The following is a 17,536-nucleotide window of genomic DNA, read 5'->3' as shown; positions in this document are numbered from 1 at the left end:
TTAATTTGTCATAATAATATCTATTTATTGCTACTGCAAGCACTTGCTCAGCGGGGTTTAGTGTCCAATTTAATTTCTGATGTAGTTATAATGTACTCCACGCCCCTACATTGCGCTAATGTTTTATTAATTTAGTAATTATATAACTCAATACTTGCACTATTATGAAATTTAGAAACGTATTATTATTAATTTCGTTCTTGATGTTTCAGTGGTTTACCTACGCCCAGGATGATATTACTATTCGTGGTACCGTAACAGATAATGACAATCAGCCCTTACCTGGAGCTTCTGTTATTGTTAAAGAAACAACAACTGGGACGCAGACCGATTTTGATGGGAATTTTGTGTTGGATAATATTCCGGCAAAGGGAACTTTGGTCTTTAGTTACTTGGGATTTACCACTCTGGAAATTCCCGTAAATGATCAGACCTCCTTTAATATTCAACTTCAGGAAGACGCCCAGGCGTTGGATGAGGTAGTGGTGGTAGGGTACGGAACACAAAAGAAAGCAGATTTAACCGGGTCCATTACCACCATTAAATCAGAGGATATAACCAGAACACCCTCTGGTTCAGCTATGCAGTCACTTCAGGGAAAAGTAGCAGGTTTGCAAGTGGTTAGTAGTGGAGCTCCAGGTACTGCACCTACCATACGGGTACGTGGTATTGGGTCTTACGTTGGTGGTGCATCCGATCCTCTTTATGTGGTAGACGGAACCTTCTTTGATGATATTGATTTTTTGAATAGTGAGGATATTGAAACTATTTCGGTCCTTAAAGATGCATCTGCATCCGCTATTTACGGAGTGAGGGCTGCAAATGGGGTAGTACTTATTGAAACTAAATCTGGTAAAAGAAATCAAAAACCGCAAATTACGTATAATGGCTATCAGGGAGTACAAGTAGCGCAAAACATAGTTAAGCTGTCCAATGCTGAGCAATTTGCCACTTTGGCGAGAGAGTCGGGTTCGGCCGCAGAAGCTCAATTTATAGAAAATGCGATTCAGCGTTACGGGCGGAGTAGAATAAACCCAAACATACCCAATGTAAATACTGATTGGTATGATCTGGTGTTACGACACGCATTGCAACAAAACCACAGTTTAGGGGTTACCGGAGGAACGGAGGGTACCACTTACTCTGTAGGGTTAAGTTACTTTGAACAAGAAGGTATTCTTAAAATGAAGAATGACTACGATCGATTGAATATCAGGACCAAACTGGATTTTGATATAAGCGATCGTTTAAAAGTAGGTGTTTCTACACTGTTGAGCAATGCTACCAGATTCCGTCCAGAAAATACCGCTTTTGCATTGGCTTACTTTGGGGTGCCAACGATGCCTGTTCTAGATCCTTCCAAAACTGATGCCTTTCCAAGGTCTTATGCCAATGCCCAAGATTTAGGTTATAGAGGTACGCAGAACCCCTTTCCGATAATGGAAAACACGGAAAATAGAGATAAAATTCGGAATACGCTGATGACCTTTGATTTAAGCTATCAGTTAGTTCCTGATAAATTGACCTTTAAAACAGCCTACTATCATAACTTGGAAACCCTTGAAACGAGGGAAGTAAGACTTCCATTCTTTTTTGGTAATGGCAATGCTTTTAGGGAAAATGCAGAATTGGTAAAGCGAAATGAAACGTTTTCGGAACAAACTTGGGATAATACATTGACCTATGATGACAGTTTTGGAAAACATAACTTAACGGTTTTGGGAGGTACGTCTTTTAGGGACAGATCTTTAGAGCAGTTAGAGGCAAAAGGCCTTAATTTCCCAAATGGTCCTGGAATTGGTGACGAATCTTATTACTTGGATTTAGCAAAAACCATCGATGTGGATGGGGTTGGGGATAACGGAGTAAGACAGTATTTCTTTTCCTATTTTGGGCGTATCGCCTATAATTTTGATAGTAAGTATTTATTATACGGTACATTTCGTGCAGACGGCACCAGTAAATATCAGGAGAAATGGGGCTATTTCCCTACAGTAGGGGCCGGTTGGGTTGTTTCCCAAGAATCCTTTATGGATAACCAAAGTCTTTTCGATTTTTTAAAAATAAGGGCAAGTTGGGGTGAATTAGGAAATGCCAATGTCAATTCAAGTACTGGAGGTATTACTTCAAATGAAGTTAGTGCAGCTTTTGGCGATATAAGATATCCAGGATTGGTGACCAGCAGTGATTTTGAAGCTTTAAAATGGGAGGTAACTGCTGAAACAAACGTTGGTATTTCTGCCGGAATGTTCAGCAATCGATTATCTATTGAGACCGATTATTTTAATAGGGAGACTAGGGATGCGGTAATTCCCGTTTCAAGGCTCCTAGTGCCAGGAGAAACCAGACAGAATGTGGGGATAATCAGAAACTCGGGCGTTGAGGTAGTATTAAATTGGAACAATCAGGTTTCCGATAATTTCCGCTATACTGTTGGAGGAAACTTTTCAACCCTGAAAAATGAAGTGATGGATCTAGCCGGCCAAGATAATTTAACCACAGGCGGAGATACTGCACAACGAACAGTAATAGGTGGGACCATTAGCCCTTTTTACGGACTTGAGGTCGCAGGGGTATACCAAACTCCAGAGGAAATTCAAGCAGACCCCGCAGCACAAGCAGCAATTGCAGACGGATTAGTGGTAGCGCCAGGAGATTTTAGATTTGTAGACCATAATGGTGACATGGTGATAGATGCGCAGGACAGAGTGGATTTGGGATCCTACCTTCCTACCTATTCCTTCGGATTTAATCTTGGACTTAACTATAAGGCTTGGGACTTTTCCCTAAACGTCATTGGGCAGGGAGGCAATGTAATTGCAAACCAAAAACGTTTTGCTATCCGGCAAACACCCGACCCTAATATTGATAGGGATTTTGCCATCAACCGATGGCATGGTCCGGGTACTTCAAATACGTATCCTTCGGCTAGAGGAATAAGAAACCCATGGAGCAATCAATTTCTAAATAGTTATTTTGTGGAAAAGGGCGATTTTGTTCGATTGCAAAATGTTACGGTAGGCTATACATTACCCCAGCTAAAAGGGAAATTCAATCCTAATATCAGATTCTATCTGACTGCTGAAAGACCGTTGACCTTTTTTGATTACAATGGCTTTACTCCCGAAGTTTCAGATGGTAGGGACAATCAAACTTATCCAATTCCCGGTGTGTATACCATGGGTGTAAACATTAAAATATAAAAAATTAGCTATGACACGATATATAAAGACAAACAGACTCTCGGTTATTTTAGCCTTAATAGGTGTACTGCTTATTGGCTGTTCGGACCAATTAGACCAACCGGAACTCAATAATAATTTCGCTGGAGGTACAGATTTCTCCAAAACCGATAATATGGTATTCTCACTTATTGGGGTCTACCAAGCTGTTACTGCCCGGGGATGGGAACAACCATTGGTCGTATCAACAAGGGGGGATGATGTAAATGCAGCGGGAGATCAGCAGGGCCTTAAAAACCAAGATCGTTACGTATATGACAACTCATTCTTTGGTTCCAGGACCTTATGGGAAACTTATTATGGCGATATAATCCGAGCCCATACGGGAATGGAACAAATTGAACGTTATATGGAATTTGCCGATGCCGATGGAATAGCTAAGGGGAAACAATATATTGCAGAGGCAAAAGTACTTAGGGCAATTTTACTTTTTCAACTGTCCCAGGTTTATGGCGCCGTCTTTATTCCAGAATCCTCAGATCTTGATGATTTTGCCGATGTAACTTCAGTTCCTACTAAGGATGAGGTAATGCAGCATATTTCTGCGCAAATGGACGAAGCAATCCCATTTTTGGTGGATATGCGACCTAATGAGCGAACAGATCTTCCTGGAGGGGTTACTAAATACACAGGTTTAATGATAAAAGCGGTGGCAAATCAAGAATTGAAGAATTATCAGGCCGTAGCCGATGCTGCAGGCCAGATTATTAGTTCAGGAAAGTTCAGCCTCTACAACGATTTTTATGAATTATTTAAAACCCCTGGAAAATTGAGTGATGAGAGCTTGTTTGAATTTCAATATTCGGATTTTGGTACAGGTGAAGGGGAGCGAGTGGGGCATCTTTATGCGCCTTATGGACCTAATTCTTGGACTCCTACGGTACCAGGGGCTTCTAGTGGGTGGGGCTTCTTTGAACCAAGTATGAAATATGTAGCGTTTATGCTGGATAGGGGAGAAACGGAACGATTGGAAACTTCCGTGTTTTTTAGCCAGAAAGGAATCGATAGCCTAATAGCGACTACGCCTTACACGGCGGCAACGTTACCAGCATTTGTTTCTCCAACGACTAGGGATGGCGACAAAAATACTTCGGATGTCAGATCCATATTTTCCAGTGGGAAACACTATTTACCAACAAATCAGTTAATTCCAGGGCGAACAGACTACGGCAGTAATAAAAATTACATTGTATTCCGTTATGCTGAAACACTCTTAATATATGCTGAGGCGCTATTGCAAGGAGCTTCCAATTCTGTTATGACAGCAGATCAAGCGGTTAATTTAGTAAGAGGGAGAGCTGGTATGCCGCCGTTATCCGGAGTGACCTTAGATCAAGTTGTGGACGAAAAATATGCAGAACTGGCAATGGAATGGGGCAAGCGGTTTTTTGACATGGTCCGTTTGGGAAGATATGAAGAGCTCAGCTATGAGGGTAGGACATTTACAGCTAACAAAACATTTGTAACCTATCATCAGGATCAAATTGATGAATTTCCAATATTAGGGGAAATCAGTAACTAACAAACAACTTAGAAAAAATGAAAAGTATTAAACTATTATGTGCCAGCTTAATCGCCGTGTTTTTTTTCTACGGTTGTGATCAGGGAATAGATGCTATAACGCAGGTTGATCCAGGGGCCGATGCCACTGCGCCACAAATAAAGGTCAATTATCCCACAGACGGAGTTAAAATAAAAGTACTGGATGTGGTAACTTCCATTACAATCGATTTTGAGGTGACCGATGATATAGAAATCGCAAAAGTAGACGTGATGCTCAACGGGGCAAATATTGAAACCTTTAGTGAATTTAAAGATTACCGTCGATTTTTGAAAAAAGACCTTGTCTACGATAAGTTGACCGATGGTGCACATGAGCTTTCGATTACCGCAACAGATTTAGAAGGGAAAACGACTGTAGCAACAGTGAATTTTGAAAAAGAACCCGCCTACACTCCGCTCTTTGCTGGAGAGACCTTCTATATGCCTTTTGATGGAGACTATTTTGACCTAGTAGGCTTTAAACAGGCAGGCAAAGTAGGAACTCCAGGATTTGCCGGGGAGGGACTTATTGGGACAAATGCATACCAAGGAGCTACCGATTCTTATTTAATATATCCTACCGAGGGATTGTTGGGAACGGAATTTACTGCTGCCTTTTGGTATAAGGTAGATGCCAGTCCAGATAGGGCAGGTATCCTTGTAATTGGGGACGACGCTGATGATCGCAATCAAGGGATTCGGTTATTTCGGGAAGGTAGTGCTACCGACCAGACTATAAAAGCAAACATTGGGACTGGAGATAGTGATAGCTGGAACGATGGAGGAGTGCTCGATGCAACCGCTGGCGATTGGGTGCACATCGCTTTAGCCATCTCCGCTACAGAAAGTACGCTCTTCTTTAATGGAGTGGAGATTAAAACTGCACCACTAAGTGCACCTGTAGATTGGACCGGTTGTGAAGAGATAACTATAGGTTCTGGAGGGGAGACATTTAGCTATTGGAATCATAAGTCAGATAATAGCGCCATGGATGAGCTACGCCTGTTCAATACCGCACTGACCGAAGCAGATATCCAGAACATGATCAATATTACCAATCCCTATACCGGGGAATTTGATGGGGAAATGTTTTACCTGCCATTGGATGGGGATACCAAGAACAAGTTTAACGATCAAGAAGCTACCATTATGGGCACGCCTGGGTTTGCCGGAGAAGGTGTTAGAGGTACAGATGCGTATGCTGGTGCAGCGGATTCTTACTTAACATATACTACATCTGGATTGACTACACCCGAGTTTAGCGCTACATTCTGGTATAAGGTAAATGCTGCTCCGGACAGGGCCGGTATCTTGGCCATGGGTCCAGAGGATACTGAAAATGGAGATTACCCGGATAAACAAAACAATCGCAAAAGCGGAATAAGATTCTTCCGTGAAGGAAGTCCGGAAAGTCAGATCTTTAAACTTAACGTGGGCGATGGAACTGCAGATACTTGGATAGATGGTGGCGATGCAGCTAGAATTGATACCTCCGTGGGAGAATGGGTACACATGGCCTTCACCATTTCAGAAAATAAAGCAATCGTATATTTTGATGGAGAAGTTGTTGCGCAAAACGATGTTAATGGCGTAGATTGGACAGGTTGCGACCTACTTTCTATAGGCTCAGGGGCACCAAGATTTAGCGAATGGGGACATTTGTCAGATGCCAGCTTTATTGATGAAGTAAGGTTGTTCAATAAAGCTTTGTCCCAAGAAGAAATACAGAGCATACGAAACACTGATTTATAACTTTAATAATATGAGAATAAGTATAGTTGCCTTGACGTTAGGTGCTGCAGTTTTATTATTGAGTTGTAATGACCAAAAAAAAACCAAGGATAGAATTCAAGAAGTTAGTAATAAGTCAGTTGTAGATAATGATGAAGATGCTGAACTATTAGACAAAGTTCAAAGACAGACGTTCAATTATTTTTGGGAGGGAGCCGAACCTATTTCAGGCCTGGCCAGAGAACGTATCCACATGGACAATATTTATCCTAGCCACGATAAGGACATTATTACCATTGGAGGATCTGGATTTGGATTAATGGCTATTTTAGTTGGAGTAGAACGCGGATTCATTACTCAAGAGCAAGCAGCGGAACGCTACCTAAAGATATTGGACTTTTTAGAGAAAGCAGACCGATTTCACGGCGTGTGGCCGCATTGGTTAAAACCGGATGGAACTACGGCCCCCTTTAGCAAAAAAGATGATGGGGGAGATCTTGTGGAGTCTGCATTTTTAGTGCAAGGCTTACTTACCGTAAAAGAATTTTTTGATAGGAGGGGAACTACCGAGGCAGAGAAAACCATTAGTGCAAGAATCCAAAAACTATGGGAAGAAGTAGAATGGGACTGGTATACCAAAGGCGGGGAAAAGGTACTTTACTGGCATTGGTCCCCTAACTACGGATGGGATATGAACTTCCCTGTTGGAGGTTATAATGAAGCTTTAGTGATGTACGTGCTTGCTGCAGCTTCTCCCACGCACCCAATAGATAAAGAGGTTTACGATAAGGGATGGGCACTAAATGGTGAAATTGCCAAGGACACGGTCTTTTATGGTCTTCAGACCGAACTGAATCATTATGGGGACGGTAGAGCGCACGTTGGACCCTTGTTTTGGGCACACTACTCCTATTTAGGATTAAACCCAAAAGGATTAAAAGATCAGTATGGTGATTATTGGAAATTAAATCGTAATCACGCGCTAATAAACTATAACTACGCAGCTGCCAATCCTAATAATTATAAGGGATACGGGGAGAATTTATGGGGACATTCATCAAGCTATTCCATGGAAGGATATTCGGCCCACCGGCCAGATAAAGATTTAGGCGTAATTACACCTACAGCTGCTCTATCGTCTATGCCCTATACGCCAGAAGAGAGTATGCGATTTTTACGGTATATGTATCAGGAGCAAGATTCCCTGATCGGGAAATATGGTCCATATGATGCCTTCAGTTTTGAACATAATTGGAGCATTCCACGCTACTTGGCTATAGACCAAGGACCTATTCCTGTTATGATAGAAAATTATAGATCCGGAATGTTATGGGAGTTGTTTATGAGCAATAAGGATGTGCAGAAAGGATTGCAAAAATTAGGGTTTCAAAGTAGCGCTTCCAAGTAACATACGCTACTCCAAGAAACTTGCTAAAATTGATTATTAGTAATTGTGTTGGATTAAAATAAAATTTACACCATATACAATGTCTTTCATCTGGTATATCTAGGTAAATAATTATTCCGTAGCTATTGCTAGGGGATAGCTTTTTACCTAGAAATGCAACAGATTTCATGATGGCCATATATGCCATTTCAGCTTCAACCTAACATCGGAGATAAAATGAAAATGAGACCTATTTTTATATTCCTACTGCTTGCTCTAGTCTTTTCCTGCTCCGAGGACGGTCCGCCAGGACCCACCGGGGAATCGCAATTGCCCGATCCGCCTAAAGAGGAACCACCGGAAGTTGCGATAATTTCGGATGAGGATTTGATGGAGCTGACCCAAAAAGAAACTTTTAAATATTTCTGGAATTATGCCGAACCTAATTCGGGCTGTGCAAGGGAACGCTTTCATCCAGATAATCCGACCTATGATATCAGTACCGTGACCACAGGTGGCACCGGTTTTGGCCTTATGGCGATCTTAGTGGGTATAGAACGTAATTATATTTCTAGGGAACAAGCTGTTACAAGATTGCAAAAGATGTTGAATTTCTTAGAGAATGCAGACCGCTTCCACGGTGCATGGCCGCATTGGCTAGACGGGAGTACAGGAAAGGTGAAGCCTTTTAGTGCTATGGATAATGGGGGCGATTTGGTAGAAACCGCTTTTGTGGCCCAAGGCCTAATTACCGTAAAAGAATATTTTAAGGAAGGTTCGCCCGCAGAAAAAGAATTGGCTACCAAGGCAGATGCCCTGTGGAAAGGGGTAGAATGGGATTGGTATACCCAAGATGAGAATGTACTCTATTGGCATTGGAGTCCTAATCATAATTTTGCCATTAACCTACAGCTTAAAGGGTATAATGAAACCTTAATAGCATACATACTGGCGGCAGCCTCTCCAGATTATTCTATTATGAAAGAGGTATATACCAATGGATGGGCTTCCAATGGAGGCATTAAATCTAATAAAACTACCTATAATTACCCGCTGCTTGTGAAGCATCCCGGCTCGGAAACTTACGGGGGCCCTTTATTTTTTTCGCATTACTCGTTTTTGGGCCTAGACCCAATTGGTTTAAAAGACGCGTATGTAGATTATGGGGAAGTAAGTATCAATCATGCCAGCATCAATTATCGGTATGCTGTAGAGAATCCCAAGCAATTTATAGGGTACGGTCCAGATTGTTGGGGTTTATCCGCTAGTTATTCAAGAAATTCAGATGGCAGTCTGGGGTATAGCGCCCATTCCCCCGCTAATGATGTGGGTGTAATTTCCCCCACGGCGGCCATAAGCTCTATACCCTACACCCCAACAGAATCGCTAAAGGCCATGCACTATTTTTATCAACATAAAGATAAACTGTTGGGACCGGCGGGATTTTACGACGCCTTTAGTCCGCAGTATAATTTTTGGGTGGCAGAAGCATATCTGGCAATAGACCAAGGACCACAGATCATCATGATTGAGAATTACAGAACGGGACTGCTGTGGAAACTGTTTATGCAGAACAAAGAGGTTAAAGCAGGTTTAACAAAATTAGGATTTACATATGGGAACTAAAATAAGACTATTATTATTCATGTTTTATCTGGGTAACGTTGCTACCTACGCACAAAAGGATCTTTACCAAGCGGCAACTTTTAAGAAAGGGGCAGATTCTTTAAAATATCGAATTTTATATCCTAAAGATTTTTCGGACTCCGAGCAGTATCCTGTGGTGCTTTTTTTACATGGGGCAGGAGAAAGGGGTAGTGATAATACCAAGCAATTGACTCACGGGAGTTCTTTGTTTTTAGAAGATGCTAATAGGGATAAATACCCTGCTATTATCATTTTTCCACAATGTCCGCAAGAGGATTATTGGTCCAGCGTAAAAGTAAATCGCAATAAGCAACCCCTGGAATTAGCCTTTCTATATAGTGAGGGGCCTACAAAGGCATTAGATCTGACTATGGCGTTGATGGATTCTATCGTAAAGAAACCGTATGTAAAAACGGATCAAATCTACGTAATGGGATTGTCTATGGGAGGTATGGGTACTTTTGAGATGCTGTATAGAAAGCCAGATATGTTTGCCGCTGCAATACCCATTTGTGGTGGGGGAGATTTAAAAGCATCGGAAGCCTATGCAGATAAAGTTCCCTTGTGGATTTTTCATGGGGCAAGGGATAATGTAGTAGACCCACGATTGTCATTGGATATAGCTGCAAAAATCATGGAATATGGTGGGTATCCAAATCTCACCCTTTATAGTGATGCCCATCATAACAGTTGGGATTCGGCTTTTGCTGAGCCTGATTTATTGCCCTGGTTGTTTTCACTAAAACGATCTGAATAGAGAACGACCAAAGAATTTTGCAATTATAAAATTGTGTAAAACAGAACCAGATGAAAAATTTAAAAAAAATAATTACAACAGCGGTTTTACTAGTAAGTGTAATAATATATGCACAGGAAGTGGTTCCGGAAACTTATATCAATCCTCTGGATATTGATTATACCTATATGGTTTATAATTCGAGTAAGAATATTTCCTACCGTTCTGGTGCAGATCCCGCAGTAATCGAATTTCGTGGTGAATACTACATGTTTGTCACTCGGTCTTTTGGTTATTGGCATTCCACCGATTTGATCAATTGGGAATTTATTAAACCTAAACAGTGGTTTTTCGAGGGTTCCAATGCCCCAACCGCATTCAATTATAAAGATTCGCTGGTATATTTTGCAGGTGATCCCGCAGGTTACGGAAGTATTCTTTATACCGATGACCCAAAAAAAGGGGAGTGGACACCTACCGCTTCAATTACCAAAAACCTCCAAGATTCGGAGTTGTTTATTGATGACGACGGGAAAACCTATCTGTATTGGGGCTCGTCAAACAAACATCCCCTTCGTGTGAAAATGCTGAATAAAGACGATCGTTTTCTTGAAACCGGAGTTGAGAAAGAACTTTTCAATTTGGTTGAAGAAGAACATGGTTGGGAACGTTTTGGCGAAAATAATTACCATCCAACCTTAAAGGAAGGATACATGGAAGGTGCCTCGATGACAAAACACAACGGGAAATACTATTTACAGTATGCAGCGCCCGGGACGCAATTTAATGTGTATGCCGATGGTGCTTATATTGGTGAAACCCCACTTGGTCCTTTTACTTACATGAAAAATAATCCCATGAGTTTCAAGCCGGGCGGTTTTGCTAATGGGGCAGGACATGGTATTACCGTGAAACAAACCAATGGCCAATACTGGCATTTTGCCACCATGGCATTGGCTTCAAATGCTCATTGGGAACGTCGTCTATCCATGTTCCCCACTTATTTTGATGATGAAGGATTAATGTATTCCAACACCAGCTATGGCGATTACCCCTTATTCGGGCCAAATCATCCAACAAAAGCAGGACAGCATAGTGGCTGGATGTTGCTTTCTTATAAAGGAAAAACAACGGTTTCATCTTCGCAAATACAGGTGAAAAAAAGCACTTCTGCCTATGATGATTATGACATTACCGAAATGCCACTTGAAAAGAATAGTGAAGGTGAAATTATTTCGAAGCTGTTAACCGATGAAAGCCCAAAATCCTTTTGGGTTGCTGCATCCAATGATGATGAGCAATGGGTTAAGATCCAAATGCTTTCACCTGGGAAAATTTATGCTTTTCAATTGAATTTTCATGATCAGGAGTCGGGCATTTATACCCGTACCGAGGGCCTACGACATCGATTCACATTGGAAGTTTCAGAGGATGGAAAAAATTGGGAAACAGTTGTCGACAGAAGTAGGAGTTATAAAGATGCGCCAAATGCCTACATCACCCTTAATCAACCCGTACGAGGAAAATATGTACGTTATAATAATGTGGAGGTTCCGGGGAATAACCTGGCATTATCAGAAATAAGGGTATTTGGAAAAGGTATAGGAAAGAAACCGGAAAAGGTGAAGGGATTTAAAGTATCCCGGGAGGAAGACAGAAGAGATGCCTCTTTTACATGGAACCCGGTGAAAGGGGCACAGGGCTACAATATCCGATGGGGTATTGCCCCAGATAAATTATACCATTCCTGGTTGATTTATGATGTAAATGAACATTTTATGCGCAACCTCGATCGCGATACGCGATATTATTTTAGTATAGAAGCATTTAATGAAAATGGAATTTCAGATAAAACTGAGGTACAGGAAGTGAAATAAAGAAAAGAAATTATCAATTTTTTACAGTAAAACTAAGATGAGAAAATTTAATCTGTTTGTCGCTGTTCTCTTTTTTACAGGGCTTTCAAGTCTTCAAGCCCAGGAAAGGATCCCGCTAGTTGAAGAACTTCTGGCAAAAATGACCCTTGAAGAAAAAATAGGACAACTAAACCTACTTACTCCCGGTGGTGGAGTAGCCACAGGTGCGGTGGTGAGCCAAAATGTGGAAGCCAAGATCAAAGCCGGTCAGGTAGGCGGACTCTTTGGTGTGGCGAGTCCAGAAAAGATGAAGGTCGCTCAGGATTTCGCTGTAAATGATACCAGATTAAAAATTCCATTGTTATTCGGTTCTGATGTGATTCACGGATATAAAACAACTTTTCCCATTCCCTTGGGACTTGCGGCGAGTTGGGATTTAGACCTAATTGAAAAAACGGCCCGGATTGCTGCTATTGAAGCGACTGCCGATGGAATAAACTGGAATTTCTCTCCAATGGTTGATATCGCCCGTGACCCTAGGTGGGGCCGTATTGCCGAAGGAGCCGGCGAAGACCCGTATCTAGGATCGGCCATTGCCAAGGCAATGGTAAAAGGCTATCAAGGAAACGATCTTTCTTTAAATAATACCATGTTGGCAACGGTAAAGCATATAGCGCTCTATGGGGCTTCAGAAGGAGGCCGCGATTACAATTCCGTAGATATGAGCAAGGTGAAAATGTACAATGAATATTTGCCTCCCTATAAGGCGGCAGTAGATGCGGGGGTCGCAAGCATAATGACCTCATTTAACGATATAGATGGTGTTCCCGCTTCTGGAAATAAATGGCTCTTAACCAATCTATTGAGAGAGCAATGGGGCTTTAACGGGTTTGTAGTATCAGACTACACCTCCGTGAACGAAATGATTGCCCATGGACTCGGAGATTTGCAGGCCGTATCTGCCTTGGCCCTTAATGCCGGATTGGATATGGATATGGTGGGGGAGGGTTTTCTAACCACTTTAAAAAAGTCCTTAGAAGAAGGGAAGGTCACCGGAGACCAAATAACCCAAGCCTGTCGTAGAATTTTAGAAGCAAAGTATAAGTTGGGCCTTTTTAATGATCCTTACCGTTACATTGATGCTAGCAGACCCGCTAAGGATATTCTTAACGAAGAACATAGAAAAGTAGCAAGGGAAGCTGCGGCGCGTTCTTTTGTGCTCTTTAAAAATCACAATAATATTCTTCCCTTAAAAAAGGATATTAAAATTGCACTAGTAGGACCGCTGGCAAACAATAAAAACAATATGTTGGGCACTTGGGCACCAACGGGAGATCCACAATTATCGGTTCCTATTCTGGAAGGATTAAAGTCGGTAGCCCCCAAGGCTACTATTAAGTACGCTAAGGGAGCCAATATTTCGGATGATCCGGAACTGGCGAAAAATGTAAATGTATTTGGTCCTAGAATAGAAATTGATGAGCGTTCCCCAGAGGAAATGCTCAGTGAAGCCCTAAGTTTGGCCAATAAATCTGATATTGTAGTTGCTGTAGTAGGGGAAGCAACTGAAATGAGTGGGGAAGCGGCCAGCAGATCAGATCTCTCTATTCCTGCAAGTCAGAAAAAGTTGATTCGTGCCCTAGTAGCCACTGGTAAGCCTGTTGCTTTGGTACTTATGAGCGGCCGTCCTCTAACCATACCTGAGGAATTGGCCCTTCCAGTAAGTATCCTACAAGTTTGGCATCCTGGGGTAGAGGCTGGGAATGCCGTTGCAGAGGTACTATTTGGGGACTATAATCCGGCAGGAAAACTAACCGCCACCTGGCCGGTAAACGTTGGACAGATCCCTATATATCACAGCATGAAAAATACCGGTAGGCCAGCAACTACCGAAAGTTTTCAGAAATTCCAATCCAATTACTTAGATGCCCCCAATGCGCCATTATTGCCTTTTGGTTACGGACTTAGTTATACACAATTTGAGTATACCGATCCTAGTATTGAGAAAAAGGAAATTGGGCAGGGAGAATCCGTGACTATTACAGTAAGCCTTAAGAATACCGGTAACTATGACGGGGAGGAAGTGGTGCAACTCTACCTAAGGGATGTGGTGAGAAGTATTACGCCTCCAATGCGCGAACTAAAAGGTTTTAAAAAAGTATTTCTAAAACAAGGAGAGAGCAAGTCGGTCAGCATTACGCTTACCCCAGATGATTTAAAATTTTACAACAGTCAATTAGATTTTGTTTCGGAACCGGGAGAATTTGAGGTGTTTATCGGTACGGATTCCAATGCTACGGACAAAGTAACTTTTACATTGAAGTAAAACTGCACCGTTGACCAGTATGGGTAGACCCTTATAAAGTTTAAAATGCATAATTATAGTAAACTACTGCTTTTAGTTTTTGTAGTATTTGGCTTATCGTGTAAACGAGAGCAGCCAAAGAAAACAGTTGAAATTAAAAGACCCAATATTCTTTTTATAATGGCTGATGACCATGCCACTCAGGCAATTAGCGCCTATGGGCATCCTATCAGTCAACTAGCGCCAACACCAAACATCGATAGAATTGGGACCGAAGGAGCAATTTTCCAAAATAATTTTTGCACCAATTCCATCTGTGGGCCAAGCAGAGCGGTAATTTTGACAGGAAAGCACAGCCATATTAACGGGTTTAGAATGAACGGGGACCGTTTTGATGGGGGTCAGCAAACGTATCCAAAGCTGTTACAAAAAGCAGGTTATAAAACCGCCCTTTTTGGGAAATGGCATTTGCACGGGGAACCAGAAGGTTTTGATTTTTGGAACATACTACAGGACCAAGGCAATTACTACAACCCTAACTTTATTTCTGTAAATCCAGAAACAAATAAAGTGGATACTACTATGGTTCACGGCTATGCAACAGATATTGTTACCGATGATGCCATTCGTTATTTAGATAGAATTAAAGATGGCGGCCAACCTTTTATGCTTATGGTGCAGCACAAAGCCCCACATAGGAACTGGATGCCTGCGCTACGCCATTTAAATTTATATGATTCCATACAGTTTCCGGTACCGGACACCTATTATATGGATTACGAAGGTTCCACGGCTTCCAAAGAACAGTATCAAACCATTTACCGAGATATGTATGAAGGTCATGATTTAAAAATGACCAAGAAAAAGGGCAGTCCGGAATTGGCGCACAACCCTTGGACAACTGACTTTGACCGTATGACGCCAGAACAACGCTAAGCCTGGGATAAAGCATATCAACCTAAAAATGATGCCTTTCACGATGCTAATCTATCTGGGGAAGGCTTGGATCTATGGAAACTCCAACGCTATTTACAAGATTATTTAGCTACTATCGCAGCAGTTGATGAGGGTGTTGGTAAGATTTTGGATTATTTAGAAGCCAATGATCTGGCGGAAAACACTATTGTAGTATATACAACCGATCAAGGGTTTTATTTGGGCGAAAAAGGTTGGTTTGATAAGCGATTTATGTATGAGGAATCTCTAGGAATGCCCATGCTTATGAAATATCCCGCGCTAATAAAGCCTAGAACAGAAATTACAGCATTGACCCAGAACCTAGATTTCGCGGAAACGTTTTTAGATTTTGCACAAGTAGATATTCCTAAGGATATGCAAGGAAAATCATTAAAGCCACTATTGACCAATTCCATAAAGGATGAAGATTTTAGAGATGCTATCTACTATCATTATTACGATTTTCCTGCTTTTCATATGGTTAAGAAAATGTACGGTATTAGAACCGATCGTTATAAACTGATTCATGTGTATGATGATATTGATGAATGGGAATTATACGATTTAAAAGAAGATCCCTCAGAAATCAACAATGTAATCCATGATGATATGTATAATGAAGTAGAACAGCTTTTAAGAAAACGATTGGCCCAACTGCAACAACAATATCAAGTGACGCCAAAGGAATTTGAACGGGCAAAGCCCGAGGCCATCCAACGGGCCTATAAAGTTTTTGAACGTTTAAGGGGACAACCCATGAATGCTTATGAGCATTAGTTGCAAGGCTAGTCTCCTGGATTTAAATGCCGGCACAATTTAATAATTGCGTTTCATGAAATAGTTGGTTCTAGAACAAATGTTCTCAGCTTGGGAAATGGTATTATCAGGCATCTTTGAATTGCATCCAGATTTATCTGGGGGTATATTATAGTCCAAAATTATAGGGCTTTAGCCCAACTCCACTCTCCCTTTTAGAGTGGTCTTTATAATTACAGCAAAACCCTTAGCCCTTTCTCATGACTTTCTTCCAACTTTTCCAATACCGCCATATTATTAATACCATCCTGCAAGGGAGTAGGCACAGCGGTATTATTTAGTATCGCCAAATTAAAGGCATCTATTTGTAAGGTGTACTGATTGCAAATATTAAAGGTGATGGGTTCTGAGCCACTTTCCCTATGGATCCAGATTTTTGTAGGCCTGTCTATTGGCGGATTAAAAGGATGTTGGAACTCTATACTTCCTTCCGTACCATATATTTGGGCTTTTTGATGATCTATAAGTCGTATTGAGCTAAAAAAGGTGGATGTCCCATCCTTAAATTCCAAAATACCGTTCGCAGTGAGATCTACTTTCGTTTCTGGATCCAACTCTAGTAATCCCGAAACAGCGATAGGTTCAGATTCAAAAATATAACGGGATAGGGAAAGGGAATAACACCCAATATCCCTTAGGCTGCCGCCACCATATTCCTTTTTATTGGTGATGCTATTTGGGTCATTATCATAGAAAGAAAACGAGGAGCTAATAATACGCACCTTGCCAATTGCATTTTCCGAAATCAGCTCTTTTGCTTTAATCCATTGAGGGTGAAATCGGTACATAAAAGCTTCCATTACTTTTAGATGAGGAAATTTCCTAGAAGCCTTTAGTAGCAATTCTCCTTCTTTTTTAGTGGTACCAACAGGTTTTTCTATCAAGACGTGTTTGCCTGCCTCAAGTGCTTTTATAGCCCAGGGTACATGGAGATGGTTGGGCAAGGGGATGTAAACGGCATCAATACTGGGATCGTTCAACAATTCCTGGTAATCTCCATAAGGTTTTACCTCTAAATAGTGATTCGCAACTTCCTTAGCATTAGATATATTTCGGGAAGCAATAGCATCTAACTTACCATAAATGCTCTCTTGTATGGCAGGAATAACTTGTTCCACCGCAATGGTTGCCGTACCTAAAATTCCCCATCTTATTTTTTTATTCATGCTTCCCCGTTATTAATTGAATATTTAGTTCGATTTAAAATTATACAATAATATTAACTCATTTTTTAAGAATAATCCAATAAAATATACGATTGGGATAATATCTAATGCGAATTGAGTAATATATGCTAAGAGATTCATATTTAATATT

At 41.2% G+C, this 17,536-nt stretch carries 9 protein-coding genes and 1 pseudogene; 9 read left to right on the top strand and 1 reads right to left on the bottom strand.

Translation table 11 applies throughout. The features are described from left to right. The first annotated feature begins 164 nt into the window (after positions 1 to 164). From G466_RS0103340 to G466_RS21360, 9 genes and pseudogenes are all read left to right on the top strand, one after another. Positions 165 to 3,203, top strand: coding sequence for a SusC/RagA family TonB-linked outer membrane protein (locus G466_RS0103340; RefSeq protein WP_026812377.1), 3,039 nt, complete (start codon positions 165 to 167; stop codon positions 3,201 to 3,203). Positions 3,204 to 3,213: 10 nt separating this feature from the next. Next, positions 3,214 to 4,764, top strand: a complete 1,551-nt coding sequence (locus G466_RS0103335; RefSeq protein WP_026812376.1) for a RagB/SusD family nutrient uptake outer membrane protein — start codon at positions 3,214 to 3,216, stop codon at positions 4,762 to 4,764. A gap of 17 nt (positions 4,765 to 4,781) precedes the next feature. Next, positions 4,782 to 6,536 carry a LamG domain-containing protein gene (locus G466_RS0103330; protein ID WP_026812375.1) on the top strand — a complete coding sequence of 585 codons (1,755 nt, stop codon included), beginning with the start codon at positions 4,782 to 4,784 and terminating at the stop codon, positions 6,534 to 6,536. Positions 6,537 to 6,546: 10 nt separating this feature from the next. Continuing rightward, positions 6,547 to 7,923: a glucoamylase family protein gene (locus tag G466_RS0103325; protein WP_034234503.1), complete on the top strand. Its 1,377-nt coding sequence runs from the start codon at positions 6,547 to 6,549 to the stop codon at positions 7,921 to 7,923. Positions 7,924 to 8,139: 216 nt separating this feature from the next. Next, the gene (locus tag G466_RS0103320) at positions 8,140 to 9,528 is read left to right on the top strand and encodes a glucoamylase family protein (RefSeq protein ID WP_084418710.1); all 1,389 of its coding nucleotides are present in this window, start codon (positions 8,140 to 8,142) and stop codon (positions 9,526 to 9,528) included. Next, complete coding sequence (locus tag G466_RS0103315; RefSeq protein ID WP_026812372.1) at positions 9,518 to 10,306, top strand: carboxylesterase family protein; 789 nt, start codon at positions 9,518 to 9,520, stop codon at positions 10,304 to 10,306. Before G466_RS0103320 ends, G466_RS0103315 begins: the two co-directional genes overlap by 11 nt. 50 nt (positions 10,307 to 10,356) lie before the next feature. Further along, positions 10,357 to 12,162 (top strand): family 43 glycosylhydrolase, encoded by a 1,806-nt coding sequence (locus tag G466_RS0103310; protein WP_026812371.1) that lies wholly within the window; start codon positions 10,357 to 10,359, stop codon positions 12,160 to 12,162. Positions 12,163 to 12,199: 37 nt separating this feature from the next. Then, positions 12,200 to 14,467: a beta-glucosidase BglX gene (gene bglX, locus G466_RS0103305; RefSeq protein ID WP_026812370.1), complete on the top strand. Its 2,268-nt coding sequence runs from the start codon at positions 12,200 to 12,202 to the stop codon at positions 14,465 to 14,467. Between the two features lie 45 nt (positions 14,468 to 14,512). Next, positions 14,513 to 16,180 (top strand): annotated as a pseudogene (locus G466_RS21360) (sulfatase family protein). 212 nt (positions 16,181 to 16,392) lie between these two features. Here G466_RS21360 and G466_RS0103295 read toward each other — a convergent pair. Continuing rightward, positions 16,393 to 17,385, bottom strand: coding sequence for a Gfo/Idh/MocA family protein (locus tag G466_RS0103295; RefSeq protein ID WP_026812369.1), 993 nt, complete (start codon positions 17,383 to 17,385; stop codon positions 16,393 to 16,395). Positions 17,386 to 17,536 lie beyond the last annotated feature (151 nt).

Source organism: Arenibacter certesii DSM 19833, assembly GCF_000429545.1.
In the GTDB taxonomy this organism is placed as follows: Bacteria; Bacteroidota; Bacteroidia; order Flavobacteriales; family Flavobacteriaceae; genus Arenibacter; species Arenibacter certesii.
The sequence above is the reverse complement of the archived record's forward strand: the minus strand, read 5'-3'. Positions and strand labels throughout refer to the sequence as shown.

What these genes read in the sequence shown, in the direction of transcription:
- bglX (WP_026812370.1), top strand. Translation starts at nt 12,200, where the DNA reads ATGAGAAAATTTAATCTGTTTGTCGCTGTTCTCTTTTTTACAGGGCTT.
- G466_RS0103295 (WP_026812369.1), bottom strand. Translation starts at nt 17,385, where the DNA reads ATGAATAAAAAAATAAGATGGGGAATTTTAGGTACGGCAACCATTGCG.
- G466_RS0103340 (WP_026812377.1), top strand. Translation starts at nt 165, where the DNA reads ATGAAATTTAGAAACGTATTATTATTAATTTCGTTCTTGATGTTTCAG.
- G466_RS0103320 (WP_084418710.1), top strand. Translation starts at nt 8,140, where the DNA reads ATGAAAATGAGACCTATTTTTATATTCCTACTGCTTGCTCTAGTCTTT.
- G466_RS0103325 (WP_034234503.1), top strand. Translation starts at nt 6,547, where the DNA reads ATGAGAATAAGTATAGTTGCCTTGACGTTAGGTGCTGCAGTTTTATTA.
- G466_RS0103330 (WP_026812375.1), top strand. Translation starts at nt 4,782, where the DNA reads ATGAAAAGTATTAAACTATTATGTGCCAGCTTAATCGCCGTGTTTTTT.
- G466_RS0103310 (WP_026812371.1), top strand. Translation starts at nt 10,357, where the DNA reads ATGAAAAATTTAAAAAAAATAATTACAACAGCGGTTTTACTAGTAAGT.
- G466_RS0103335 (WP_026812376.1), top strand. Translation starts at nt 3,214, where the DNA reads ATGACACGATATATAAAGACAAACAGACTCTCGGTTATTTTAGCCTTA.
- G466_RS0103315 (WP_026812372.1), top strand. Translation starts at nt 9,518, where the DNA reads ATGGGAACTAAAATAAGACTATTATTATTCATGTTTTATCTGGGTAAC.